Genomic DNA, 23,071 nt, shown 5'->3' with positions numbered 1-23,071 from the left:
CTTCGGACGCTTATTGTTATCCTGTTGGCTAAGATAATCCAACCTTTGTGCCACTATTTTAAACAATTAAAAAACAAACAGTTACATAATAAAAATAAATTACCCCCATAAAAAATGCACCATATAGGTGCATTTTTTTAACATCTTAACTGTGCTGGTGCAGCAGCCTAATTTTGCCTTACCACACAGTCGCGATTTTGCTCTTTCGCTTGATACAAAGCTTTATCTGCTAAACGCATGGCGCTGGTTAGCGTCACATTTTGGAATTTGGTTAAACCTATACTCACCGTAATGGCAAATACCTGACCATTTATTACAAACTCATATTCAGATAAGCGAACTCGAAAAGCATCTAGCAGCGGATAAGCCTGATCTAACCCGACATCAGTTAACACAATTGCAAATTCTTCACCGCCGACCCGCGCAACCGTAAAATCTTTAAATGAACTACGCAGTAACGACGCCACCTGCTTTAGCGCCTGATCTCCTGCTTCATGGCCAAACTTGTCATTAATCGCTTTAAAGAAATCAATATCAAGTAACGCCAAGCTATTATTGCGCGATGTTTCTTTTAACAGTTTCTCGGCAAATTGATAAAAATAGCGGCGATTATAAAGATTAGTTAAATCATCACGAAAAGCACTTTCTTTGATATCGGCAATAAGGGCAAGCTGCTCCATAGTTTGCAATACACGACAATGGAACTCTTCATTCATAAAGGGTTTAGTTAAAAAGTCATTTGCACCAAATTTGATAAACCGAGCAGATAAACCATGTTTACCCGCGCCAGATAAACCTATAATGGCTAAATCATCGCGGCCGCGAATATTACGCACAGCCTTGACTAGTTCAAAGCCATCCATTGTTGGCATGGCGTAATCAGTTAGCAGTAATTTAATCTCTGGATCATTTTTTAGGATTTCTAGCGCTTGTTCGCCATCATGAGCATCTTGCACATCAAATAGCTGTTTTTCGAGCATTTGTCTCATTAATGAACGACTCAATAAAGAATCATCAGCAATTAATGCCTTACAACCTTGATTACGTAATAACTGCGCTACTAATTTAATTGCATAATGATAAGAGTCACGATTATCTTTTATTACATAATCAACCACACCCAGCTCTAATATTTGCTGACGTTTATATTCATCAATCGTCGATGTCAGTACCACTGTGGGGATTTCGTGCTCTAAGGTGTATTTAACAACTTCGCCATTCATTGCATCAGGCAGTGTTAAATCAACTAAAGCCAACGTGTATTGATGTTTGGCAATAAACTCTTTGCCCTGTGCCAGTGACCAAGCAAAATCAATTGCAACATCAAGATAATGAGCCGATAAGTGCCGCAATACTTGCTGGACAACTTTACTATCTTCAACCACTAATACTCTTTGCATATATCTTCTCAACACGACTGCGGGACATTGCCGATATAAATTATTTACGAACAAAAAATAAGAACTAAGTATGAAATATACCTTATTTTTACCTTGAGCAAAATAATTTGCTGTAAATATAAGCATAAAAGCACAATAGTTCCGTTGCTGATAAGATTATTGTCTACCTTCTACCGATTAATATTGGTGTCTAGTCTCATTCCCTTTGTTATTTACATAAAAATTATCTTTAATAGGTTAACAATTGTCTAAAGGATCCACCATGAAGCTTATTAGTATCATTAGTTTCTCATTGGCTGTAGCTACTTTAAGTATCAGCACTACCAGTTATGCAGAAAACCAACGTCGCATTGATGTCGACAGCAACGTTGTCACCGAACATAAAGCTCGTATTAATGGCGAGCGCTTTTCCTATACCGCAACCACAGGCACACAGCCGGTATGGGATGACCAAGGCGATGCGATTGCAACCTTACAGTACACCTACTACACCCGTGATAAAGTGGATGATAGAACAAAACGCCCATTGCTCATCTCATTCAACGGCGGCCCAGGCTCTGCTTCTGTATGGATGCACATTGCCTATACTGGCCCACGGGTGTTAAAAATTGATGACGAAGGCTACCCTATTCAACCTTATGGTATAAAAGACAACCCATACTCAGTACTTGATGTTGCCGATATTGTTTACGTTAACCCAGTTAATACTGGTTATTCTCGCGTGCTTGAAAACGACAAAGGTGAGCTGCCAAGTAAAGACGCACAACAAAAAATGTTTTTTGGTGTAAATGCCGATATAAAATATTTAGCCGAATGGTTAAATACTTTTGTGTCACGAAACGAGCGCTGGCGTTCACCTAAGTTTTTAATTGGCGAAAGCTACGGCACAACTCGCGTATCAGGCCTTGCCCACGAGCTGCAAAACCGCCAATGGATGTACATTAATGGTGTAGTATTAGTATCTCCAACTGAGATAGGTATTAAACGCGAAGGACCTGTAGAGGCTGCAAACCGTCTTCCTTACTTTGCAGCAACGGCTTGGTACCACAAAGCACTCAGCCCTGCACTGCAAGCAAAAGATTTAGACGAGTTACTACCTGAAGTAGAAGAGTTTACAGTTAATAAGTTATTGCCTGCGATTGCCAAAGGCGGCTTTCTTGGCGCTGACGAAAAGCAAGCCATCATCAAACAAATGGCTTTATATGCCGGTGTATCCGAGAAGTTTGTTGCGCAAAACAACCTAGATATACCAAATAACTTTTTTTGGAAAGAGTTACTACGTGATCGCGGCCAAACAGTGGGTCGTTTAGACTCTCGCTACTTAGGTATTGATAAGCGTGATGCCGGTGAGTCTCCTGATTATTGGGCTGAGCTTACCTCATGGCTGCATTCATTTACACCAGCAATTAATCACTATTTACGTGATGAATTAAACTATAAAACAGATGTTAAATATAACTTGTTTGGTAATGTTCACCCGTGGGACCGCACCAATAATAACACTGGCGAAAACTTACGTTTAGCGATGGCGCAAAATCCTTATCTAAATGTAATGATCCAATCGGGTTATTTTGATGGCGCAACCAATTACTTTGACGCCAAATACACGATGTGGCAACTTGATCCAAGTAGCAAAATGCGTGATCGCTTGAGCTTTAAAGGCTACCGAAGTGGTCATATGATGTATTTACGTCATGCTGATTTAGAAAGCTCGAACAATGATTTACGAGATTTCATTTTAAAATCATTACCTAAAGAAGGTGAAGCTGCCAAGTATTAAGCATTACGCAGACTCATTTAATTAAAAAAGCCCGTTTTTTACGGGCTTTTTTCGCAACATGTAAACGTTTAGGTATATACTCAAACCATTGATTTTACGTTTTGGAAAACAAAAATGGCAGAAAACTTCCGTGTCATGTTTGCTGGTCTCGCCAAAGATACTGACCAAGCACACGCGATCAGCCAATTGGCAACTAGACTCAAAGCCCCAACCGCAAAAGTGGCCGCTTTTTTTGAGAACAAGCCATTATTTGCCCCTTGTGAAAAAGAAAAAGCGCTAAAACAAGCCAAAATACTTGCCAGTGTTGGCATCAAAAGTAAGCTCGCGCCTGTACAAATCAGCACAGTTACCAGCAACAGTGAAACAACGAGCCAACGCGATGAGCGAATTTTTAACGCCCTTGATTACATTACGAGTAGCCTAATTCGTATCGAAGAAAAACTCGATGACCTAGAGCAGCGCTTACCCGCAAATCAACAACAAGCAACGGCTGATGAAGACGAAGATTGGCAAACTGATGATCTACTACTGGACGAAGAATTAACTACGCCAATTAAAAAACGCAGTAACATACTGCTATTTTCTCTAATTGCAATGGTCGTTATCTTGCTCGTAGTATTAGGAATATCATTTGCATTTCCTGATTTATTTAGCTTTTAGCACCACAAACAGGTACCACAAAAAATAATAATGAGTGAAAAAAGAGCACAGATCCGCCAAAAAATCCGTAAAGCACGTAATTTACTGTCAAAATCTGAACAAGAAATTGCGGCCAAATCACTTAAAGTGAATTTTACTCAACACTTAAAACAACAAAAAAGCCCTCAAAACGCTCACATAGGCATCTATTTTAGCAATGACGCAGAGCTTGATACATCATTGTTAATAAAAGACCTTTGGGGCAAAAACCACACCCTTTACCTGCCTGTGATCCACCCCTTCAATGGCACTACTTTGTACTTTCAGCGCTATGAAGAAAATTCACCCATGAAGCCAAATCGCTATGGTATCTTGGAGCCCAAGTTAAATTGTAGTCAGATATGCCCACTAGCAGAGCTTGATTATCTTCTTATGCCATTAGTGGCGTTTGATGATAACGGCAACCGATTAGGTATGGGGGGTGGTTTTTATGATAAAACACTGGCGCGTTACGAGAAAGAAAACTGGCAAAAACCACAACTCATTGGCCTTGCACATCAATGTCAGCATGTTAAAAGTTTACCGGTTGAATCGTGGGACGTACCATTAAATTACATAATCACACCACAGAAAATCTACCATTGGTAAGCAATAAATTTGTATACTAAAGGCAATCTCTCTCACCTATTGAGCATATAACAATGACACAAGATGAATTAAAGAAAGCAGCAGCTTGGGCTGCACTCGAATTTGTAAAAGAAGGCACCATAGTAGGCGTGGGTACCGGTTCTACGGTAAACCACTTTATTGATGCCTTAGGCACGGTAAAAGACACCATTGCCGGTGCAGTTTCAAGCTCTGATGCTTCAACCGAAAAGCTTAAAGCTCTCGGCATTGAAGTATATGAATTAAACGATGTTGATAGCCTAGATGTATACGTTGATGGCGCTGATGAGATCAACGCACTGAACGAGATGATCAAAGGCGGCGGCGCTGCATTAACCCGTGAAAAAATCGTTTCGGCAGTGGCTAAACAGTTTGTTTGTATTGTTGATGAAACAAAAATAGTGGACACCTTAGGTGAATTTCCACTGCCAGTAGAGGTTATTCCTATGGCACGCAGTTATGTTGCCCGAGAATTACTAAAACTAGGCGGGGACCCGGTTTATCGTCAAGGTGTAGTGACAGACAATGGTAACGTTATTTTAGACGTACATAATTTGTCTATCAGCCAAGCAAAAGATTTAGAACTGACAATTAACCAAATTGTTGGCGTAGTAACTAACGGCTTATTTGCCCAACGTGGCGCAGATAAAGTGATTATCGGTACCAAAAATGGGCCGCAAATTAGATAAATAGGATGAGGATATGAGTAAGGTATCGTTAGCAAAAGACAAAATTAAAATTCTTTTGCTTGAAGGTGTGCATCAAAGCGCTGTTGAAACGCTAAAACGCAACGGCTACAGCAATATTGATTATGTAAAAACCTCATTACCTGAGGACGAACTACTTGAGCGCATTAAAGATGTGCACTTTGTAGGCCTACGTTCTCGTACTCATATTACCGAAGCGGTATTAGATGCGGCTGAAAAACTGGTTGCGGTTGGTTGTTTTTGTATCGGCACTAACCAAGTTGATTTAAACGCAGCTCGTGAGCGCGGCATTGCGGTATTCAACGCACCGTTTTCTAACACCCGCTCTGTTGCTGAGCTAGTACTTGGTGAGATTTTACTGTTGTTCCGTGGTATTCCTGAGCGTAACGCCATAGCTCACCGTGGCGGCTGGTTAAAAACAGCCAATGGCTCGTTTGAAGCCCGTGGTAAAACCCTCGGTATTATTGGTTACGGTCACATTGGTACGCAGCTAGGTATCATGGCTGAAAATATCGGCATGAACGTTGAGTTTTACGATATAGAAGACAAGCTAACCTTAGGTAATGCCACACAAGTACATAACCTAACGCAGCTATTACAACGCGCTGATGTTATCAGCTTACATGTGCCTGAAACACCGCAGACTAAAAACCTCATTGGTAGCGCGGAAATTTCAGTAATGAAGCAAGGTTCAATTTTGATCAACGCCTCACGCGGCACAGTAGTTGATATTGACGCTCTTGCAGAAGCACTACGCGATAAAAAAATCAGTGGCGCTGCCATCGACGTATTCCCAGTTGAGCCAAAATCAAACGAAGAAGAGTTTATCTCGCCACTGCGTGAATTTGACAACGTCATTTTAACGCCGCACATTGGTGGTTCAACACAAGAAGCGCAAGAAAACATTGGCATTGAAGTAGCAGGTAAACTGGCTAAGTACTCAGATAACGGTTCAACCATTACAGCGGTTAACTTCCCTGAAGTATCACTACCAGAGCTTGCCAACCGTAGCCGTTTATTACACGTACACCACAACCGTCCAGGCGTGTTAACACAGATTAACCAAGCGTTTGCTCAGCACGGCATCAACATCGCCGCGCAGTACTTACAAACAGACGAAGCGATTGGTTATGTAGTAATCGACGTAGACACAGATCACTCAGAAGTGGCACTAAAAGAATTAAGTGCAGTAGAGGGCACGATCAGAGCGCGTATTCTTCACTAGATTCTAGGTTCTAGGTTCTAACAAAAATAAAAGCCGTGCTTGTTAAATCAATCGCGGCTTTTATGATGATGTGGAAAGATCTCAGGCTACACGATTCATGCAAGTTACATTTGCAACAAGAACTTTCGTAAATCACGCTCTTGTCTCATGATGTGTAAAATAAAAACCTTATCATTGGCTATTTTGTAAAATATACGACAAGGGTTAACTATCACTTCACGGTAATTCAGATTAGATAACTCAATCGGTGTCTTCCCTGACTCAGGGAACTCTTCAAGGCGTTCAACTTTAGCAAAGATTTTCGCCACCAACTTTTTAGCTGATAGCAAGTTACTCAATGCAATATATTCAGCGATATCGTTTAGATCTTCCAGAGCAGGATTTGTCCAGATTATTTCAGCCATTTATTCATTTTCTCTTTAGCTTCAATATTAGACGTAGTTTCTCCTCTACTTATTGCCTGCTCACCTTTAGCTAGCGCCTCAAGGATTTGCATACGTTTTTGCATAAATTCGAAGTCATCAACATCAACAAGATACGCTGACGGTTGCCCATGTTCGGTGATTAATACGGGCTCTTTAGAAGAATGCAGCTCAGATAATATTTTCGTCGCTTGGCGTTTCAATGTTGTTACTAACTCTACTCTCATAATAACCTCCACAAAAATGTATCACTATAGTAGCACTGAGTAAGCAATTTAGGAAACACAGCTAACGAGCATGTAGATTAACTCGTTTTTAATTTATTTTTTATTAATGATTTAACCATAGCTGGGGCCTATTTTGATTCAATCGACAACTGACTTTCACGTAAAATATAAAAAGAAGGTTTGCTGTTGTTTTAATTGGCGTTTTACAGGTTTTTGAGTGGCTTTTTTGAGGAGTTATGGACTATCTTTATTAATATAATGTGTTTAACGCATGCTAAAATTAGCCTTCTAGTTCATCCTCATTTACTTCTCATTCTGTTCTCTTTGTGCAAAAAATATTTAATTGAATGATTCACAAAGAAATTAAGAGGCGCTGCGCTTTAGAGGGCAATATGTAAATGCCTGACATATTAAACACACAGGGTATCTCACATTATGCCCCTGATTATTAAACATTCCTACTTTTAACCATTGCCAGCTTTTCAATACCGTGTTCTGGCGTCCATCGTTTAAACTCAACAAAGCCATGTTTTTTATATAGCTTTATAGCGGGCTCGTTAACAACGGCGGTTTCGACTATTGCTGTGGCTATATCATGAGTTAACGCATAGCTTATCAACTTATCTGCAATACCTTTTCTAAAATGGTCAGGGTCAACTACTAAGCTATTAATTTCTAACCCCTCATTGCTGATTGCCAGTTCAATAGCACCCGCAAGTAACTCGTCTATGTACAATCCATAAAAGTGCGTTTGCGAACTTTGTATATCATTACGAGTGCGTGACAAAGGCGGGAAATTCAACGTACCTATTAATTCAGCTTCTATTTTATAGGAACGTTGAAAGATGGTGTAAATTTGCTGTGCGATAAAATCATTTGCATTGTCTAGTTTTGTAATCATTAACTTCATTCCCTGTTATAAGCAGTTTTTTTTGCACCAAATGCCAATTGATTAAGCTCGCTTTCTCTTTCAATAACATACAATTATCAGTGCTTTAAATCTATCGAAAAAACGACTAACTCAATACATTAACTGCATATATTTGCACTGCAATGATAGAGTTGCTGCACCGAAAGCTAATGTACATTATCTAGCTGTAATACCCTGTAATATGTATTTTTTGGCAATCACCCTACACTTTCCCTCGATTAATGAATGCCAGCACAATGGTGTGCAGCACTTTATAAAAGGAAGAAGAAAATGTCTGATGAAAGCTTATATCTAGTTAAATTACAATTTCAATCTGGTGTTGTTGGTGGTGGCTCAATGGAGATTCAGTTTGCTGTAGATCCAAAAACAGACGCACTGAATGGCCGCGCTAATGGTCATATTCAAGAAGGAACACAACATTCACCACAATTTACATCTAGCGCTTCAGGGCATATGCATGCAACTGGCTATAATGATGTTACTAAAGTTGGTGCGCTAACAGGCCAAGCTGTGGTGTCTTTTCCACCTCCAGCAATTGGTAGCTATCTATCACCTTTTACCGCAAGCTTTGCTGTAGATAACCAATGGAATGGTAAAGGTAGTTTTTCAGTGGGTGATAACACCTACCAATGTAAAGTAACTCTAATTGACTAATCTAATTAAAGTTAGTTTTATATTAAATGGCGTTCAATCTCGTTGAATGCCATTTAATAATCACCAAGTATCACCATCAATCCACTTTTTCAAGGTCTCTTACGACCTAGCACTTTATTTCAGGCATAAAAAAACCCCGACCAATTTGGTCAGGGCTATTAAAAGTGGTACCAGCGGCCGGACTTGAACCGGCACGCCTTGCGGCAGGGGATTTTGAATCCCCCATGTATACCAATTTCATCACGCTGGCATCATTTTTCTTTAACCTTCTAACATGAGAAGATAAAGAAAAACCACTTTAGAGCTAAGACTTATCAAACCGTCCTCGTCTCTATGCCAAGCATTATACAAACAATCAGAGGAGCAGCAAGCGTTTTTTACAAAACCCTGATCAACCGCTTAACAATTAAGCAACCATTAACATATTCCTATGAAAGCGAGCTACACTGCGGCTAGTATTTGTCTCGCTATTTGCTAAACTAGCGCGCATATTAACTTTGTGAGTGTGTTTATGTCTGGTGAGTTTCCACGTGCGGGCTTTTGGCGTCGTTTTGCTTCATTGATTTACGACTCTTTAGTCGTGATTTCATTATCAATGCTCACTGCTATTTTGTATTTTGCTGTGATCCAAATTTTAATTACACTGGGTGTTATTGTACAAACCGAAGGCCTAGACCCTGCAGGTTTTATAGATGAAACCCCATTACTATCTGGTATTCGCAGTGCCTTATTTGTTGGTGTAAATATTGTATTTTTTGCTTATTTTTGGACTAAAAGTGGTCAAACTATTGGTATGCGGGCATGGCGTTTAAAAGTACAAACGCGTGATGGCGAGCTGATCAGTTGGTCACAAGCGGTTATTCGCAGCGTTACGGCCTTGCTTGGCTTGGGCAATTTAATAGTGTTAGTTGATTTTAAAAACAAACGCGCACTGCAAGATTATCTGTCTAAAACCGAGGTTGTTGCACTAACAAAAGAAGAAAACAAACGTATTTACCGCTCGTTAGATTGACAATAAAAATGTCCTAGGAGCCAAAGACTCCTAGGTTTAAATACTCGTTATTAATTGCGCTTATTGAGTAAGTAAGTAGCAAAACCAATGAAGATAATACTCGGTAGAGTGGCACCGATAATGGCTGGAATTTGATAAACCATTACCACTGGACCAAATATCTCATTGGTTAAGTGAAATACAATCCCAGTCACAACCCCCATCACTATTCTTGCGCCCATAGTTACGGTACGAAGTGGGCCAAATATAAACGACAGCGCCACCAGCAACATCACAGCGATTGATACCGGCTGCATTATTTTTCGCCACAGTGCCAGCTCGTAAGTACTGGTGTCTTGCTCATTTTGCTTTAAATAACCTAAGTATGACCACAAGCCAGTAAATGATAGTGACTCAGGCTTGACCGATACCACGCCGAGCTTTTCAGCGGTCAGTTGTGAATCATAAAACTCTTCATCTTGTTGCTGTGTATTAATTTGCTCTTCGCCTAATTGCACTGTATTTACATCACGTAATAGCCAACCATCTTTACGGCTGACAGCTTCGCGCGCTTTGGTGATTTGCGTAAGTTGCAGAGACTTATCAAAGTGATACATATTCACGCCATGCAATACGCCATTTTGATCCACATCTTCAATATTAATAAAGTTATTGCCATCTTTGGCCCAAACACCTTGCTGTGCATTAAACACATCACCACCATGAATAGCTTGGTTACGCATTTCTTTAGCTTTAAGCTGTGCAGCGGGTGCGCCCCACTCGCCTAATGCCATCATACACAGTGCCATAAATATTGCGGTTTTCATCACAGAAACAATAATTTGTAAACGCGACATCCCCGCGGCTTGCATAACCACCAACTCGCTGTTTGATGCAAGCGCTCCCAAGCCAGTTAAACCGCCAATAAGAGCAGCCATCGGGAAAAACACCACAAGATCGCCCGGCATGCTATACAAGGTATAAAGTAACGCGGTGGCGATATCGTAACTGCCACGGCCAACTGATTTTAGCTGCTCAATAAATTTAATCAGGGTACTTATACCCACCAGCACCATTAAAGCAAAACCTGTGGTTTGTAAAATACTGCGGCCTAAGTACCAATCAAGCATTTTCATCATGCGCCTAACTCCCGCTTAGTAATAATAGCTTTGAGCCAAGCACCGAGCGGCCGTCCTTTGATAATCAAAAAGCCTCCTATAAATAGCGCGGTAACGTGGATCCACCATAAGCCAATTGACGGCGGGATCTTGCCATCTTCAACAGCAAATTTAGCAGCATTGAGTAAGATGAAGTAACCTAAATATAAGCTGATCGCAGGGACTAATTTGGCAAATTTACCTTGGCGAGGATTAACCACACTTAGCGGTACCGCTAATAAGGTTAGCAAGGGGATCGAAAGTGGAATGGCAATACGCCATTGCCACTGCGCAACGGCTTCAGAGCCCTTCATGGCGAGTAAGTCGATAGTTGGTACGGCTTCGAGTTTTCGACGTTGGTGTTCAATTTCTTGTTCACGTATTTGTACACTATAGCCGTCAAACTCGGTTAAATTGAGCGCAGGCGTTTTGCCATCGGTTTCGTAACGCTTACCGTCACTAAGCACTAATTGCTGCTCACCATTTTCCTGCTCTACCACCACTCCGCGATCAGCATAAACTAAACGGGCTAAATTGTCTTTTTCACTATCTGGTAGCTGGGCTACAAACACTTTATTTAATTCTTTACCGCCATTTTCAATGTTATGAATAAATACTACGGCTTTTTCATTGCCCGTTTGCTGAAAGCGGCCTGCTCGCAGTGCTGATAAACCGGCATCAGCTTTGGCTTGTTCTTTTAATTGATATTCCTGTTCACTCGCCCATGGTGCAACATATAAAGTGAGTATGCCGGCTAATAGGGCAAGTACGACACTTGAAATTAAAGTAACACGCACGACATACCACTCGCTCACACCGCAGGCTTTTAACACGGTCATTTCGCTATCAGCATAAATACGACTATAGGCGAGAATGATCCCTAAAAAGATACTAAGCGGTAAAATGAGTGACGCCAATTGCGGTAGTTTTAGTGCAATCATTGACAGCACTAATTTAGCGGGAATGCCCCCTTCAGAGGCGTCGCTTAAAATAACAACAAACTTTTGCGACAAAAAAATTGTCATCAAAGTTAAAAATACGGCGACCTGAGACTTTAAAACTTCAGTGGTCAAATAACGGAAAATTAGCAATGATCGCCCCTGTTAAACATGATGTTTCACTTCAATAGTAAGAAAATTTGAGTAAACTTAAGGTTTTATTATATGTCATCAACATTAAATATCCTACCTAGCAACTCGATATTATTGTCGCTTTAGTGGTATTGATGGCTACAAAAGTATAAAGTTCAAATACACATAATGAGTCAGCGTTTATAAGCTAATATTAATGTAAGTAACTGGATTTTTATTATATTGCCCTTATTTAAGGGGTAAATGACTCAAAATTAGGAGTGACAATGGAATTTAGCGTAAAAAGTGGTAGTCCTGAAAAGCAACGTAGCGCATGTATTGTAGTTGGCGTTTATGAGCCACGTCGTTTATCCCCCATTGGTGAACAACTCGATAAAATCAGCGATGGTTATATCTCTAATTTATTGCGCCGTGGTGATCTTGAAGGTAAACCAGGGCAAGTACTGTTATTACATCATGTACCAAACGTGTTAAGTGAGCGCATACTACTGGTTGGTTGTGGTAAAGAGCGTGAGCTTGATGATAAACAGTATAAGCAAATTATTTCAAAAACCATTAATACCCTGAACGAAACGGGGTCGATGGAAGCGGTATGCTTTTTAACAGAGCAACATGTAAAAAGCCGCGACACCTATTGGAAAGTCCGCCAAGCGGTCGAAACAACGCAAGATTGTTTATACACATTTAATCAATTAAAAAGCAAAAAAAGCGACCCACGTCGTCCACTGCGTAAAATTGTATTTAATGTACCTACCCGTCGCGAGCTAACTATTGGCGAAAGTGCCATTGAGCACGGCTTAGCGATTGCTGCCGGTAGCAAGTTATGTAAAGACGTAGCAAACATGCCACCAAATATCTGTAACCCAGCGTATTTAGGTGAACAAGCGCAAGAACTTGCCACTAATTTCGATAACATCACAGTTGATATTATCGGTGAAGAAAAAATGGCTGAGCTGGGGATGAATTCATACTTGGCAGTTGGCCGTGGTAGCGATAACGAATCGGTTATGTCGGTTATCAACTATCAAGGTGGCGCAACAGATCAAGCTCCCATTGTACTGGTTGGTAAAGGCTTAACATTTGACTCAGGCGGTATTTCACTAAAACCTGGCGAAGCCATGGACGAAATGAAATACGACATGGGTGGTGCAGCGGGTGTTATTGGTGCAATGCGTGCCTTAGCACAAATGCAATTACCAATTAACGTTATTGGCGTACTGGCAGGCTGTGAAAACATGCCAAGCTCAAATGCCTATCGCCCTGGTGACATCCTAACAACTATGTCTGGACAAACGGTTGAAGTACTTAATACTGACGCCGAAGGTCGCTTAGTATTATGTGATGCATTGACCTATGTTGAACGCTTTGATCCTGAAACCGTGATTGACGTAGCCACTTTAACCGGTGCTTGTATTGTTGCCCTTGGCGCACATGCAACTGGTTTATTATCAAACCATAACCCACTTGCTCATGATTTATTAAAAGCGTCTGAACAAAGTGGCGACCGCGCATGGCAGTTACCACTGTGGGATGATTACCAAGATCAACTAGAAAGTCCATTTGCTGATTTTACTAACTTAGGCGGGCGTGCCGCTGGCACCATCACTGCAGCCTGTTTCTTATCTAAGTTCACTAAAAAATACAATTGGGCGCATTTAGATATCGCAGGCACAGCGTGGCGCAGCGGTAAAAACAAAGGCGCAACTGGTCGCCCGGTGCCTATGCTTACGCAATATTTACTAAACCGTGCTGGCGTAAGTGAAACCAGCCAAGATTAAACACCGCGTTTAGCAATCTATTCAACTCATTATAAGGCGCCCTCTGGCGCCTTATTTATTCTTCATTTATCGGTGTATTAATTGAAGCAAAACGCGTTATATGGCAAAATCCCTGCTTTGATTTAAGTATTATTTTCAATACTGTGGGAAGCCCCGATACAATGAGCATGAACGCACAATTTTTCGTTCTAAAGCAACAAGATGAATCAACTGCTAAGGCAGATGATCGCTTTAGCTTAGCTGCCGATATCGCAGGCCAACAATATCGCCTTGGTCATCGCATCTTTATTTACGTTGATGATATTGAAATTGCCCATGCCATTGATGAAACTATTTGGTCATTCGACCCCGACAGTTTTGTGCCTCACAACCTGCAAGGTGAAGGCCCAAAAGGCGGAGCGCCTGTAGAAATTGGCACTACCCCACCCGTTGGTAATCGTAAAGTTTTAATAAATTTGGCCACACAGCTCCCGGATTTTATTCGTCGCTTTAACCAAGTTTTTGATTTTGTGCCCGTTGAAGCCACAGCAAAACAAGCTGCCCGTGAGCGCTTTAAAAAGCTGCGTCAACTCGGAGCCAACATCACCACGCAAGATATTAATAGCTAACATACCTTTTGTATTAATAGCTAACTAACTCATTTAAGTACTTATTTAAGGTTCTGTGTAATGGATAAAACCTACAATCCGCAAGATATTGAACAGTCGCTCTATCAAGACTGGGAAGAAAAAGGCTACTTTAAACCATCGGGTAAAGGCGATGCATATTCAATTATGATCCCACCACCTAATGTCACTGGTAGCTTACACATGGGCCACGCGTTTCAAGATACCATTATGGATACCTTAACGCGTTTTAAGCGTATGCAAGGTAACAATACCTTATGGCAAGTAGGTACTGACCACGCAGGTATCGCAACACAAATGTTGGTTGAGCGTAAACTTGCTGCTGAAGAAGGCAAAACGCGTCATGATTTAGGTCGTGAAGCATTCATTAATAAAATCTGGGAATGGAAAAACCAATCAGGCGGCACAATCACCAAACAGCTTCGCCGCCTTGGCGCATCTGTAGATTGGGATCGTGAACGTTTCACTATGGATGACGGCTTATCTGAAGCGGTTAAAGAAGTATTTGTACGCCTGCACAAAGAAGACTTAATCTACCGTGGTAAGCGTTTAGTTAACTGGGATCCAAAATTACACACAGCTATCTCTGATCTTGAAGTTGAAAACAAAGACAAGCAAGGCCACATGTGGAACTTACGTTACCCACTGGCTGACGGTGTGAAAACCCAAGATGGCAAAGATTACATTGTCGTTGCCACAACTCGTCCTGAGACCATGCTGGGTGACTCTGGTGTTGCTGTAAACCCTGATGATGAGCGTTATCAAGACTTAATCGGTAAAGACATTTTACTGCCAATTGTTAATCGTCGTATTAAAATCGTTGCTGATGAACATGCCGATAAAGACAAAGGCACAGGGTGTGTAAAAATCACTCCTGCTCATGATTTTAACGATAACGAAGTCGGTAAGCGTCATCAAATGCCAATGATCAACATCTTCGATAAAGATGCAGCAATTCTAAGCCAAGGTGAAACTTATACCTTTGACGGTAAAGAGCTTGAATTTGACGCACCAATTCCAGAGCGTTTACACGGCCTTGACCGTTTTGCTGCACGGAAAGTGATTGTGGCTGAGTTTGAAGAATTAGGCCTACTTGAAAAAATCGAAGATCACGCGTTAACCGTACCTTACGGCGACCGCTCTGGTGTGGTTATTGAGCCACTACTTACAGATCAATGGTATGTACGTGTTGCACCACTGGCAGAGCCTGCAAAAGACGCCGTTAAAAATGGCGACATTCAATTTGTACCAAAACAGTACGAGAACATGTATTTCTCGTGGATGAACGATGTGCAAGATTGGTGTATTTCACGCCAACTTTGGTGGGGTCACCGTATTCCAGCTTGGTACGACAGTGAAGGTAATGTGTTTGTTGGCCGTGATGAAGCCGAAGTACGCAGCGAAAACAACATCGCCGCTGATGTAGTGCTCACACAAGACGAAGACGTACTTGATACCTGGTTTTCATCTGCACTGTGGACCTTCTCTACGCAAGGTTGGCCTGAGAATACTGATGATTTAAAAACCTTCCACCCGTCTGACGTGTTGGTAACCGGTTTTGATATTATCTTTTTCTGGGTGGCGCGTATGATCATGATGACTATGCACTTCATCAAAGATGACAACGGCAAGCCACAAGTGCCATTTAAAACTGTTTACGTTACGGGTCTTATTCGCGATGAAAATGGCGATAAAATGTCAAAATCAAAAGGTAACGTACTTGATCCAATCGACATGATTGACGGTATCGACCTTGAGAGCTTAGTAACCAAACGCACTAGTAATCTGATGCAAGAGAAAGTTGCTAAAAAAATCGAAAAAGATACTCGTAAAACCTTCGATAACGGTATTGAAGCACACGGTACTGATGCGCTGCGCTTTACGTTAGCTGCTATGGCATCTACGGGTCGTGATATCAACTGGGATATGAATCGCCTTGAAGGTTACCGCAACTTCTGTAATAAGTTATGGAACGCCAGCCGTTACGTACTTATGAATACCGAAGAACAAGATTGTGGTTTTGCAAGCGATGCAGCAAAAGAATACTCACTTGCTGATCGTTGGATCTTAGGCCAATTCGAGTCAACAGTTAAAACCTATACTGAGCACTTAGACAACTACCGTTTTGACTTAGCAGCCAATACGCTTTATGAATTCACTTGGAACCAATTTTGTGATTGGTACTTAGAGCTTACTAAGCCAGTATTATTCAAAGGCAATGAAGCACAACAACGTGGTACGCGTCATACGCTTATTACTGTACTTGAGAGCCTGCTGCGCTTAATGCACCCAATGATGCCATACATCACAGAAACTATTTGGCAACGTGTTGCGCCATTGGCTAGCCTTGAAACTGCAAACACTAGCATCATGGTTCAAGCCTTCCCTGTTTACACTGCAGCAAACGTTGATGCTAAAGCAATGGACGATTTAGAGTGGGTTAAACAATTCATTCTCGCCATTCGTAATATCCGTGGTGAAATGGATATCAGCCCAAGCAAGCCGCTATCAGTGCTATTGGCAAACGCATCTGCGGATGATGTACGTCGTATAAACGAAAATAAATCATTCTTAGCATCACTTGCTAAAATTGAGGAATTTACGCTGCTTGAAAATAAAGATGAGGCACCAGCTTGTGCAACATCGTATGTTGGCAACCTTGAAATCATGATCCCAATGGCTGGCCTAATTGATGTTGATGCTGAACTAGCACGGATTGGTAAACAGCTTGAAAAAGCCGAAAAAGGCCTAGCTCAAGTGCAAAATAAACTTGCTAACGAAAAGTTTGTAAACAATGCACCAGAAGCTGTCCTTGCTAAAGAAAATGAGAAGCTGGCTGAGTTCTCGGATGCGAAAGCAAAACTGCTTGAGCAAAAAGCGAAGATCGAAAGTCTATAATATTTATACAAAGCATTTAAAAAGCCGCGTTACTTTATAGTAACGCGGCTTTTTTGTGTTCTAGGTTCTTATATGGACTCCCCAAGTAAATCAACAAAGAACTATCATTAAAAACAAATATAGATGCGTGCTTATATACGGGCTTTATTGAGGAGCTACCTCGCCCTAAAATGTACTCGCACCAATAGGCAAACTCTAGGAAGCGGCATCTAAAGTGCCTTAGGACCTAACTTGCTTCTATTGGTCGGTCTTACCTGTTTTACATCGCTCTTTGCTGATTCAACATGGAATATCAAGCCAATGAGATTGGCTGATATTCCGTGTCATTCTTTAATATCGCATAAGCTGTTCTTACCGTTTTGTTTGCGAAAGCAACCGCTGCGATTTTTTTGCCTCTTCTCTCGACTAAGGCTTGTAGCCAACGCTCTTTGCTTGTTCTGGCTGGACGTTTACTCACTTGCGTGATAACAGAAAGCGCTCCTTGGAAAAGAGTGGAACGAAGTCGCTTATCTGCATGACGCTTTGAAATATGCCCAATACGCTCTTTACCACCTGAACTATGTTGCTTTGGCGTTAACCCTATATTTGCTGATGCTTCACGACCGTTGGTAAAATTCTCACCTTGACCTAAACGCACCGCTAGCCCTAAAGCACCGATGGGGCCGACGCCCTCTAACTTCATCAACTTTTGGCAGGTCGTATCATATTTTACAGCGCCTTCGAGCTGGCGTTCCAAAATGGCAACATGTTCGATTTGCTGTAGTAAGTGCTGCCATAAATAATTCAGTGCTTCACGAAAAGACTGAGGCAAGTTATTTTCAGCGTCTTCCAGAATAAAAGGAATGTGCTTACGAAGTTGGGATAAGCTTGGTGGCACAATAATACCAAACTCTCCAAGTAAGCCCCTAATTTGATTACTCTGTGCTATTTGATGTGTTTTTGCTAAATGACGAGCTCGCTCCAATGATTGCAAAGCCTGCTCTTCGGCAGATTGCACACGAGCACCATGGATATGCTCTTGAGAAGCGGCGATTGCGATGGCTAAAGCATCATTACGATCCGTTTTTTGCTTAGTTTGGAAAGGCTTAACTGTTCTTGCGGAAATGACTTTGACTTCGTGACCAAGAGCACGTGCTAGCCTAGCCCAATATTGCGCACTACCACATGCTTCCATCGCCACCAATGAGCGTGGCTGCTTAACAAGCATCTCTTTTAGTTTTGCTCGGCTAAGTTCTCGGTTGAAGAGGACTTTACCTTTTGGATCTCGTTTACAGACTTGAAAAACATTCTTTGCTAAATCAATAGCCAATATATTAGTATCTTTCATGTATGGACTCCTTTGGTTAATCTTTTGTCGGATTAAGACCGTACCTCCTCAGGGAGAGGGAGTCCATACATCTAGGTTCTAGGTTCTAGTCAAATATTAAAACGTGTAGTTATACTGTGCACCAAATAAGTACGCATGGCCTTTTGATTCAAAGCCCCATTGCTGACCTTGGTCATCAGATTCAGTAAAGTTTTGTGTTTTACCACGTAAAATACTCATACCAATATCTAAGTTAGCTTGATCACTCATCGTGTAGTTAACACCAAATGAATACCAAAAACGGTCTGTATCTGGGATCGAAATCGACATATGATTTTTATCAGCAGGAGATTCATCATATGCAAGGCCTGCACGTAATAATACGGCTTCATTAAACTGGTAGTCTCCACCAATTGAATAACGCATTGCATTTGAGAAGTTCTCATTTTTTGAAAAACCTGGCTCATCACGCCCATCAACATCTGCTTGTAAATTTTGGAAACTACTCCAGCCAGTCCACATCACACTGTAATGTAGGCCTGCTTTTTCATCTAACTGGTGCGAGCCTGAAAACTCAGCAATTGCCGGCAACGTAATCTCAACACGACCAGGAAGGCTTGCCCCACCAGAGCCAACACCTAAGCCAACTGGAAGCTGACTTGAAAACTCGCCTTCAAAAGTAATATCTGTTTCGCTACGATAGTTAAAACCAAAACGACTATTTTCATCAAGCTGGTACATACCACCCACATTCCAACCAAACCCGTAGTCGTCACCCTCTAAATGCACGGCCTCTGTTTGTGATGGAATAGCAAATCCTGGAGGTAACAAACCAGCTTGCGATAGTTGATCGAACTGAGCTTGAGTTTGTTCTGACGTAGCGCCAAAGTTACGAATGATTTTCGCATCTGCGTATACATAGTTAAGGCCAAGACCTACACTAAATTGTTCATTGATTTTATATGAACCACTTACGTTCATATTTACTGTTACGATTTCAGTTTCACCAGCAAGCTGGCCGGCAGGGTAATCTGCATCAAATTCTGTCGCTAAACCAAAGTTTGAAAACGCACCAAAACCGACAGCAAATTTATCATCGATAGGCATGACAAAATAACCGGCAGGAACAAAAGCGGCTGGCGCAATACTGCTATCATTTAGTTGGCCAGGATTAACAGATTGATTACTAGCTTCAGTACCACGAAGGCTCACATCTGGAACAACTGCCACACCAGCAACACTTAATTGCTGCTCTTTAAATACCGACATTAATGCAGGGTTACGTGCAACCACTGACGCATCATCGGCTACTGCCGCTTCACCAGCGTATGCACGGCCAAGACCTGAAGCATTTTGCTCAGCTAATTGAAAAGCCGCTGCAAACGTATCTGCAGACATAACAGCAAGTGATGCTGCGATTAAAGTTTTTGTAAATTTCATTATGTTACCTTAACCAAACTAAGCGCTTGGGTTCCCATGTGTTGTATCTAATTATTAGGAGTAAGTTACTTCAAAACCTTAGCACATTACCTTATTTTTTAATAAAAAACTGTAACAATTCGTTAAAAAACCCCACTTAAACAAGTTTTTAACAGCAATATAACAACATTTTAAAGCACATCGGACAAGATACACCAAAAACCCAATTGCAATTAATTATCATTTGTGTTGACTTGATTCTAAAGGGTAATTAGACTGAGCAACAAGATTCAGTTAAGGGAGTGAAGCTGTGGAAATAGCATTAATTATTGCTGCATTAGCTTTTTGTGGCGTCAGTGTGTATTGCTTTTGCAAGGCTAATTTTTGCGCCTGCACCAGAGCTGGCAACTGCGATAACCCTGTAAATCATTATTGGTTAGGCGCTATTATTTGTGCTTCGGCGGCATTATTGTGTTGTTGCGCTGCATTACATACAGAAAATGGTACTTTATTGTGGATGATCTTAATGACCAGTTGCTTTAGCGGGGCATTACTTTCAGCGAAACACTCTGCAAAAAATCGCTGCACTAAATCAATAACTAAACAGCCTAAACCAGCAGATGCTCTTTTAACAAACGAGCCAAATTAAGCTGGTAATCTAACGGTTTTATACTGGCGACGATTTTTAAATCATGCTCAGCCGAGGTTAAATCAACGTCTTTAGCAGTAACGTGGTGTTTATGCTTGGCATTATAAAAAACTTTTACTTTCGGTTGAATCGGGTTTTGATGATTGCCCTCTGTCACTAACGCCAACCGTTCATTGGTTAGTTTCACAATGGTGCCCACAGGGTGCACACCTAAGCATTTGATGAAACGCTGTACCAACTCACTATCAAACATCTGTTTATTCGCCAATAAATAACGCAATGCATTAATTGGCTCATCACCTAATTGATGGGGCCTGTCCGCAGTCATCGCGTCATACACATCAACTATGGCCATAATACGCGCAGGACGACTGAGTTTTTCTCCCTGCAAACCACGCGGATAACCACTGCCATCAAGACGCTCATGGTGATTGACTATCATATCAAGCATCAATGGCGTAATACCCTTCTCGCCTTTTACTAACCCTAAGCTTTGCGCAACATGCTTTTTAATTGCTTGCATCTCAAGCTTATTCACCTTTTCAGGCTTGGAAAAAATTCCTTGTGGTAACTTAGCTTGACCTAAATCATGCAGTAATGCTCCCATGGCAAGCTCATGCACAATATTTTCTTTATAACCTAAATACTTAGCAAACACAGTAACAAAAATGGCGCAGTTGGTCATATGTCGCCAATTGTACATATGTTTATCTTTAAGACGGGTCAAAATAGTCATTGCGTTATGGTTACGAAATACCGAAGACACGATATCTTTGGCAATATCATCAAGCAATGCGATATTCATTTTTAAACCTGAAGTAACATCACCATATAAGCTTTGTAAATTACGATTATGTTGATCATAGCTGACGGTCGCTTTAGCAAACTCTTGCTCAACTGAGACAATTTTTTTTATTTTTGCTTTTTTGGGCTTAATGTCAGCTTTAGTAACAAGCTCAGCATCAGGTTTAAGCTGGTATTTGGTAGGAACACTTACATCACTTTGGGTAAAATCTATCAGCAGCTCTTGCACCCCTTCGGACATTAAGCGTTTGATGATCGATTTATCGCGAACTAAGCCACGAGTTTTGATTTTTATACTATCAACACCCTCAAATTGCTTGCTAACACTATCAACAAACATGCCTGGTACGAGTTCAGAAATTGGCAGGGTAATAAGCATATAAAGTGATTAATTCATTTCAAACAATAATAGTTACTGATTATCAACGATCCACAACAAATGTCTATAACAAAAGTAACGAATACGAAATAAGCACTAGGAAATGGCGAGTTGGCGAGTAGATCTAGGTCCTAGCGGCTAGGACCTAGTAGCTAACACATTACTCTTGGAAGTAAGTGCCCCAACCGTCGTATTCTACGTCGGTATCTATAGCGAGTTGCGCAAGTTTATCAACGTCTTCCATGATTACGTCAACATCAAGTTCAGCTTCAACAACTATGTCAAAACCCCAAATTTTACTACCATCTTCAAGCTCAAGTTCAGCTGGCTCTTCAACATCATAGCCAAGTTTAAATGCAGCTAATGCAGCTTGTTCAAGCTTTACGAAGTCTTCGCAAACAAAGTGGTGTTCAACTTCATAAAGGATCTCTGGATCAGAGCCATCTTCTAATAACGAAGTTACGATGTCTTCACTAATTTCACGCCAATTTTCCATTACTTTTCTCTCACTTGAGCATCTAATTCAGTTATTCTAGCAGCCATTATGCTATGAATACGCGTTGCGTGTTCACGCGCCCCGATTGTTTTATCAAGCGGCTGTGGTGCTAACATGTCGATGTAGATTATACCATTGTCCCAACGATTTAGTTTAATGGTTTTATGTGTGGTGCTCATACAAACTGGCACTACAGGCACACCTGCATTTAATGCAGTGTGAAATGCCCCTGTTTTAAATGGCAGTAAGCCACGGCCATAACTACGCGTTCCTTCAGGAAACATCCAGACCGATAGGCCTTTTTGCCTTATTTTATCGGCTGATTTAGAAATTGTGCCCGCCGCTTTCGAACGATTACCACGGTCAATTAAAATATTGCCCGATAACCAATATAACTGACCAAAAAACGGGATCCACTTGAGGCTTTTTTTACCTAAACTAACGCAATTTTTAGGTACTACGGCCGGTAAAGTAAAAATATCATAGTTATTTTGGTGGTTTGCAACATACACCGCTGGGCCACATTCTAATGCGTCCGGGTGGCGTGTAATGACAAGTTTTACCCCGAGCATGTTAGCCATTGAGCCAAACCAACTGGCTACAATATGTACATTATTTATATGAAAAGGTTTTACTAAACAAAGGAGTAAACCAAATATACAGCTTAGTAAAATAAATAGTGCCATGATCAAAATACGAATAATAGCTAACAAAAAACACACTCCAAAAATAATAACGCCAGCATTATAGCGTTATTTTAGTTGCTAAACGAGCGTTTAGCGCACACTTGTAAGCTTAAATTAATTTCTTACTTAAAAACAAACGG

Annotated in this window: 22 protein-coding genes and 1 tRNA gene; 11 read left to right on the top strand and 12 right to left on the bottom strand. The window is 41.1% G+C overall.

Annotated features, from left to right (window positions below):
- Window positions 1–167 precede the first annotated feature (167 nt).
- Window positions 168–1,400 (bottom strand): GGDEF domain-containing response regulator, encoded by a 1,233-nt coding sequence (locus V7783_RS04265; RefSeq protein WP_335677643.1) that lies wholly within the window; start codon window positions 1,398–1,400, stop codon window positions 168–170.
- Between the two features lie 262 nt (window positions 1,401–1,662).
- Here V7783_RS04265 and V7783_RS04260 point away from each other — a divergent pair, with 262 nt between their 5' ends.
- The 5 genes from V7783_RS04260 to serA all read left to right on the top strand — a co-directional run bounded on the left by V7783_RS04260 (window position 1,663) and on the right by serA (window position 6,417).
- Window positions 1,663–3,180 (top strand): S10 family peptidase, encoded by a 1,518-nt coding sequence (locus tag V7783_RS04260; protein WP_335677642.1) that lies wholly within the window; start codon window positions 1,663–1,665, stop codon window positions 3,178–3,180.
- Between the two features lie 114 nt (window positions 3,181–3,294).
- Complete coding sequence (locus V7783_RS04255) at window positions 3,295–3,840, top strand: hypothetical protein (protein WP_335677641.1); 546 nt, start codon at window positions 3,295–3,297, stop codon at window positions 3,838–3,840.
- A gap of 30 nt (window positions 3,841–3,870) precedes the next feature.
- Complete coding sequence (locus V7783_RS04250) at window positions 3,871–4,467, top strand: 5-formyltetrahydrofolate cyclo-ligase (protein ID WP_335677640.1); 597 nt, start codon at window positions 3,871–3,873, stop codon at window positions 4,465–4,467.
- Window positions 4,468–4,520: 53 nt separating this feature from the next.
- Complete coding sequence (gene rpiA / locus V7783_RS04245) at window positions 4,521–5,174, top strand: ribose-5-phosphate isomerase RpiA (RefSeq protein WP_335677639.1); 654 nt, start codon at window positions 4,521–4,523, stop codon at window positions 5,172–5,174.
- A gap of 13 nt (window positions 5,175–5,187) precedes the next feature.
- Window positions 5,188–6,417, top strand: coding sequence for a phosphoglycerate dehydrogenase (gene serA / locus V7783_RS04240; RefSeq protein ID WP_064665590.1), 1,230 nt, complete (start codon window positions 5,188–5,190; stop codon window positions 6,415–6,417).
- Between the two features lie 104 nt (window positions 6,418–6,521).
- Here the strand turns inward: serA and V7783_RS04235 are convergent, their stop codons facing one another.
- The 3 genes from V7783_RS04235 to V7783_RS04225 all read right to left on the bottom strand — a co-directional run bounded on the left by V7783_RS04235 (window position 6,522) and on the right by V7783_RS04225 (window position 7,967).
- Window positions 6,522–6,821, bottom strand: a complete 300-nt coding sequence (locus V7783_RS04235; protein ID WP_335677638.1) for a type II toxin-antitoxin system RelE/ParE family toxin — start codon at window positions 6,819–6,821, stop codon at window positions 6,522–6,524.
- A complete protein-coding gene (locus tag V7783_RS04230; RefSeq protein ID WP_028470509.1) occupies window positions 6,809–7,066 on the bottom strand; it encodes a type II toxin-antitoxin system Phd/YefM family antitoxin in 258 nt (85 codons plus the stop codon). The genes V7783_RS04235 and V7783_RS04230 overlap by 13 nt, the downstream gene beginning before the upstream one ends.
- A 448-nt stretch (window positions 7,067–7,514) precedes the next feature.
- Entirely contained in the window at window positions 7,515–7,967 is a 453-nt protein-coding gene (locus V7783_RS04225; RefSeq protein ID WP_335677637.1) for a GNAT family N-acetyltransferase, read from the bottom strand.
- A 300-nt stretch (window positions 7,968–8,267) separates the two neighbouring features.
- On the opposite strand from V7783_RS04225, the gene V7783_RS04220 reads away from it, so the two are divergent.
- Entirely contained in the window at window positions 8,268–8,651 is a 384-nt protein-coding gene (locus V7783_RS04220) for a DUF1842 domain-containing protein (protein WP_335677636.1), read from the top strand.
- Between the two features lie 165 nt (window positions 8,652–8,816).
- Here the strand turns inward: V7783_RS04220 and V7783_RS04215 are convergent.
- Window positions 8,817–8,901, bottom strand: a tRNA-Leu gene (locus tag V7783_RS04215).
- A 261-nt stretch (window positions 8,902–9,162) separates the two neighbouring features.
- Here V7783_RS04215 and V7783_RS04210 point away from each other — a divergent pair.
- Window positions 9,163–9,663 carry an RDD family protein gene (locus V7783_RS04210; RefSeq protein WP_335677635.1) on the top strand — a complete coding sequence of 167 codons (501 nt, stop codon included), beginning with the start codon at window positions 9,163–9,165 and terminating at the stop codon, window positions 9,661–9,663.
- A gap of 50 nt (window positions 9,664–9,713) precedes the next feature.
- Here the strand turns inward: V7783_RS04210 and lptG are convergent, their stop codons facing one another.
- Both lptG and lptF read right to left on the bottom strand, forming a co-directional pair.
- Window positions 9,714–10,781: an LPS export ABC transporter permease LptG gene (gene lptG / locus V7783_RS04205; protein ID WP_335677634.1), complete on the bottom strand. Its 1,068-nt coding sequence runs from the start codon at window positions 10,779–10,781 to the stop codon at window positions 9,714–9,716.
- On the bottom strand, window positions 10,778–11,890 hold the full coding sequence (gene lptF, locus V7783_RS04200; protein WP_335677633.1) for an LPS export ABC transporter permease LptF: 1,113 nt from the start codon (window positions 11,888–11,890) through the stop codon (window positions 10,778–10,780). Before lptF ends, lptG begins: the two co-directional genes overlap by 4 nt.
- 266 nt (window positions 11,891–12,156) lie before the next feature.
- Between lptF and pepA the strand changes: the two genes are divergently transcribed.
- From pepA to V7783_RS04185, 3 genes are all read left to right on the top strand, one after another.
- The gene (pepA, locus tag V7783_RS04195; RefSeq protein WP_335677632.1) at window positions 12,157–13,668 is read left to right on the top strand and encodes a leucyl aminopeptidase; all 1,512 of its coding nucleotides are present in this window, start codon (window positions 12,157–12,159) and stop codon (window positions 13,666–13,668) included.
- Window positions 13,669–13,829: 161 nt separating this feature from the next.
- Entirely contained in the window at window positions 13,830–14,276 is a 447-nt protein-coding gene (locus tag V7783_RS04190) for a DNA polymerase III subunit chi (RefSeq protein ID WP_335677631.1), read from the top strand.
- Between the two features lie 60 nt (window positions 14,277–14,336).
- Window positions 14,337–17,192 carry a valine--tRNA ligase gene (locus V7783_RS04185; RefSeq protein ID WP_335677630.1) on the top strand — a complete coding sequence of 952 codons (2,856 nt, stop codon included), beginning with the start codon at window positions 14,337–14,339 and terminating at the stop codon, window positions 17,190–17,192.
- A gap of 292 nt (window positions 17,193–17,484) precedes the next feature.
- Here the strand turns inward: V7783_RS04185 and V7783_RS04180 are convergent, their stop codons facing one another.
- Window positions 17,485–18,519 (bottom strand): IS110 family transposase, encoded by a 1,035-nt coding sequence (locus V7783_RS04180; RefSeq protein WP_335677629.1) that lies wholly within the window; start codon window positions 18,517–18,519, stop codon window positions 17,485–17,487.
- A 96-nt stretch (window positions 18,520–18,615) separates the two neighbouring features.
- Window positions 18,616–19,938 carry an outer membrane protein transport protein gene (locus tag V7783_RS04175; protein ID WP_335677628.1) on the bottom strand — a complete coding sequence of 441 codons (1,323 nt, stop codon included), beginning with the start codon at window positions 19,936–19,938 and terminating at the stop codon, window positions 18,616–18,618.
- Between the two features lie 289 nt (window positions 19,939–20,227).
- Between V7783_RS04175 and V7783_RS04170 the strand changes: the two genes are divergently transcribed.
- Window positions 20,228–20,566: a hypothetical protein gene (locus V7783_RS04170; RefSeq protein ID WP_084448209.1), complete on the top strand. Its 339-nt coding sequence runs from the start codon at window positions 20,228–20,230 to the stop codon at window positions 20,564–20,566.
- Here V7783_RS04170 and V7783_RS04165 read toward each other — a convergent pair.
- The 3 genes from V7783_RS04165 to V7783_RS04155 form a co-directional block, all read right to left on the bottom strand.
- Entirely contained in the window at window positions 20,526–21,749 is a 1,224-nt protein-coding gene (locus tag V7783_RS04165; protein ID WP_192541727.1) for an HD-GYP domain-containing protein, read from the bottom strand. The genes V7783_RS04170 and V7783_RS04165 overlap by 41 nt on opposite strands.
- A gap of 160 nt (window positions 21,750–21,909) precedes the next feature.
- Window positions 21,910–22,245 (bottom strand): ribonuclease E inhibitor RraB, encoded by a 336-nt coding sequence (gene rraB, locus V7783_RS04160; protein ID WP_064667208.1) that lies wholly within the window; start codon window positions 22,243–22,245, stop codon window positions 21,910–21,912.
- Window positions 22,245–22,958 (bottom strand): 1-acylglycerol-3-phosphate O-acyltransferase, encoded by a 714-nt coding sequence (locus V7783_RS04155; RefSeq protein WP_192541726.1) that lies wholly within the window; start codon window positions 22,956–22,958, stop codon window positions 22,245–22,247. The genes rraB and V7783_RS04155 overlap by 1 nt, the downstream gene beginning before the upstream one ends.
- Between the last annotated feature and the right edge of the window lie 113 nt (window positions 22,959–23,071).

This window comes from Pseudoalteromonas sp., from assembly GCF_036960685.1.
Lineage (GTDB): Bacteria > Pseudomonadota > Gammaproteobacteria > Enterobacterales > Alteromonadaceae > Pseudoalteromonas.
Note: the sequence above shows the minus strand (reverse complement) of the source record. Positions and strands in the feature narration are given on the sequence as shown.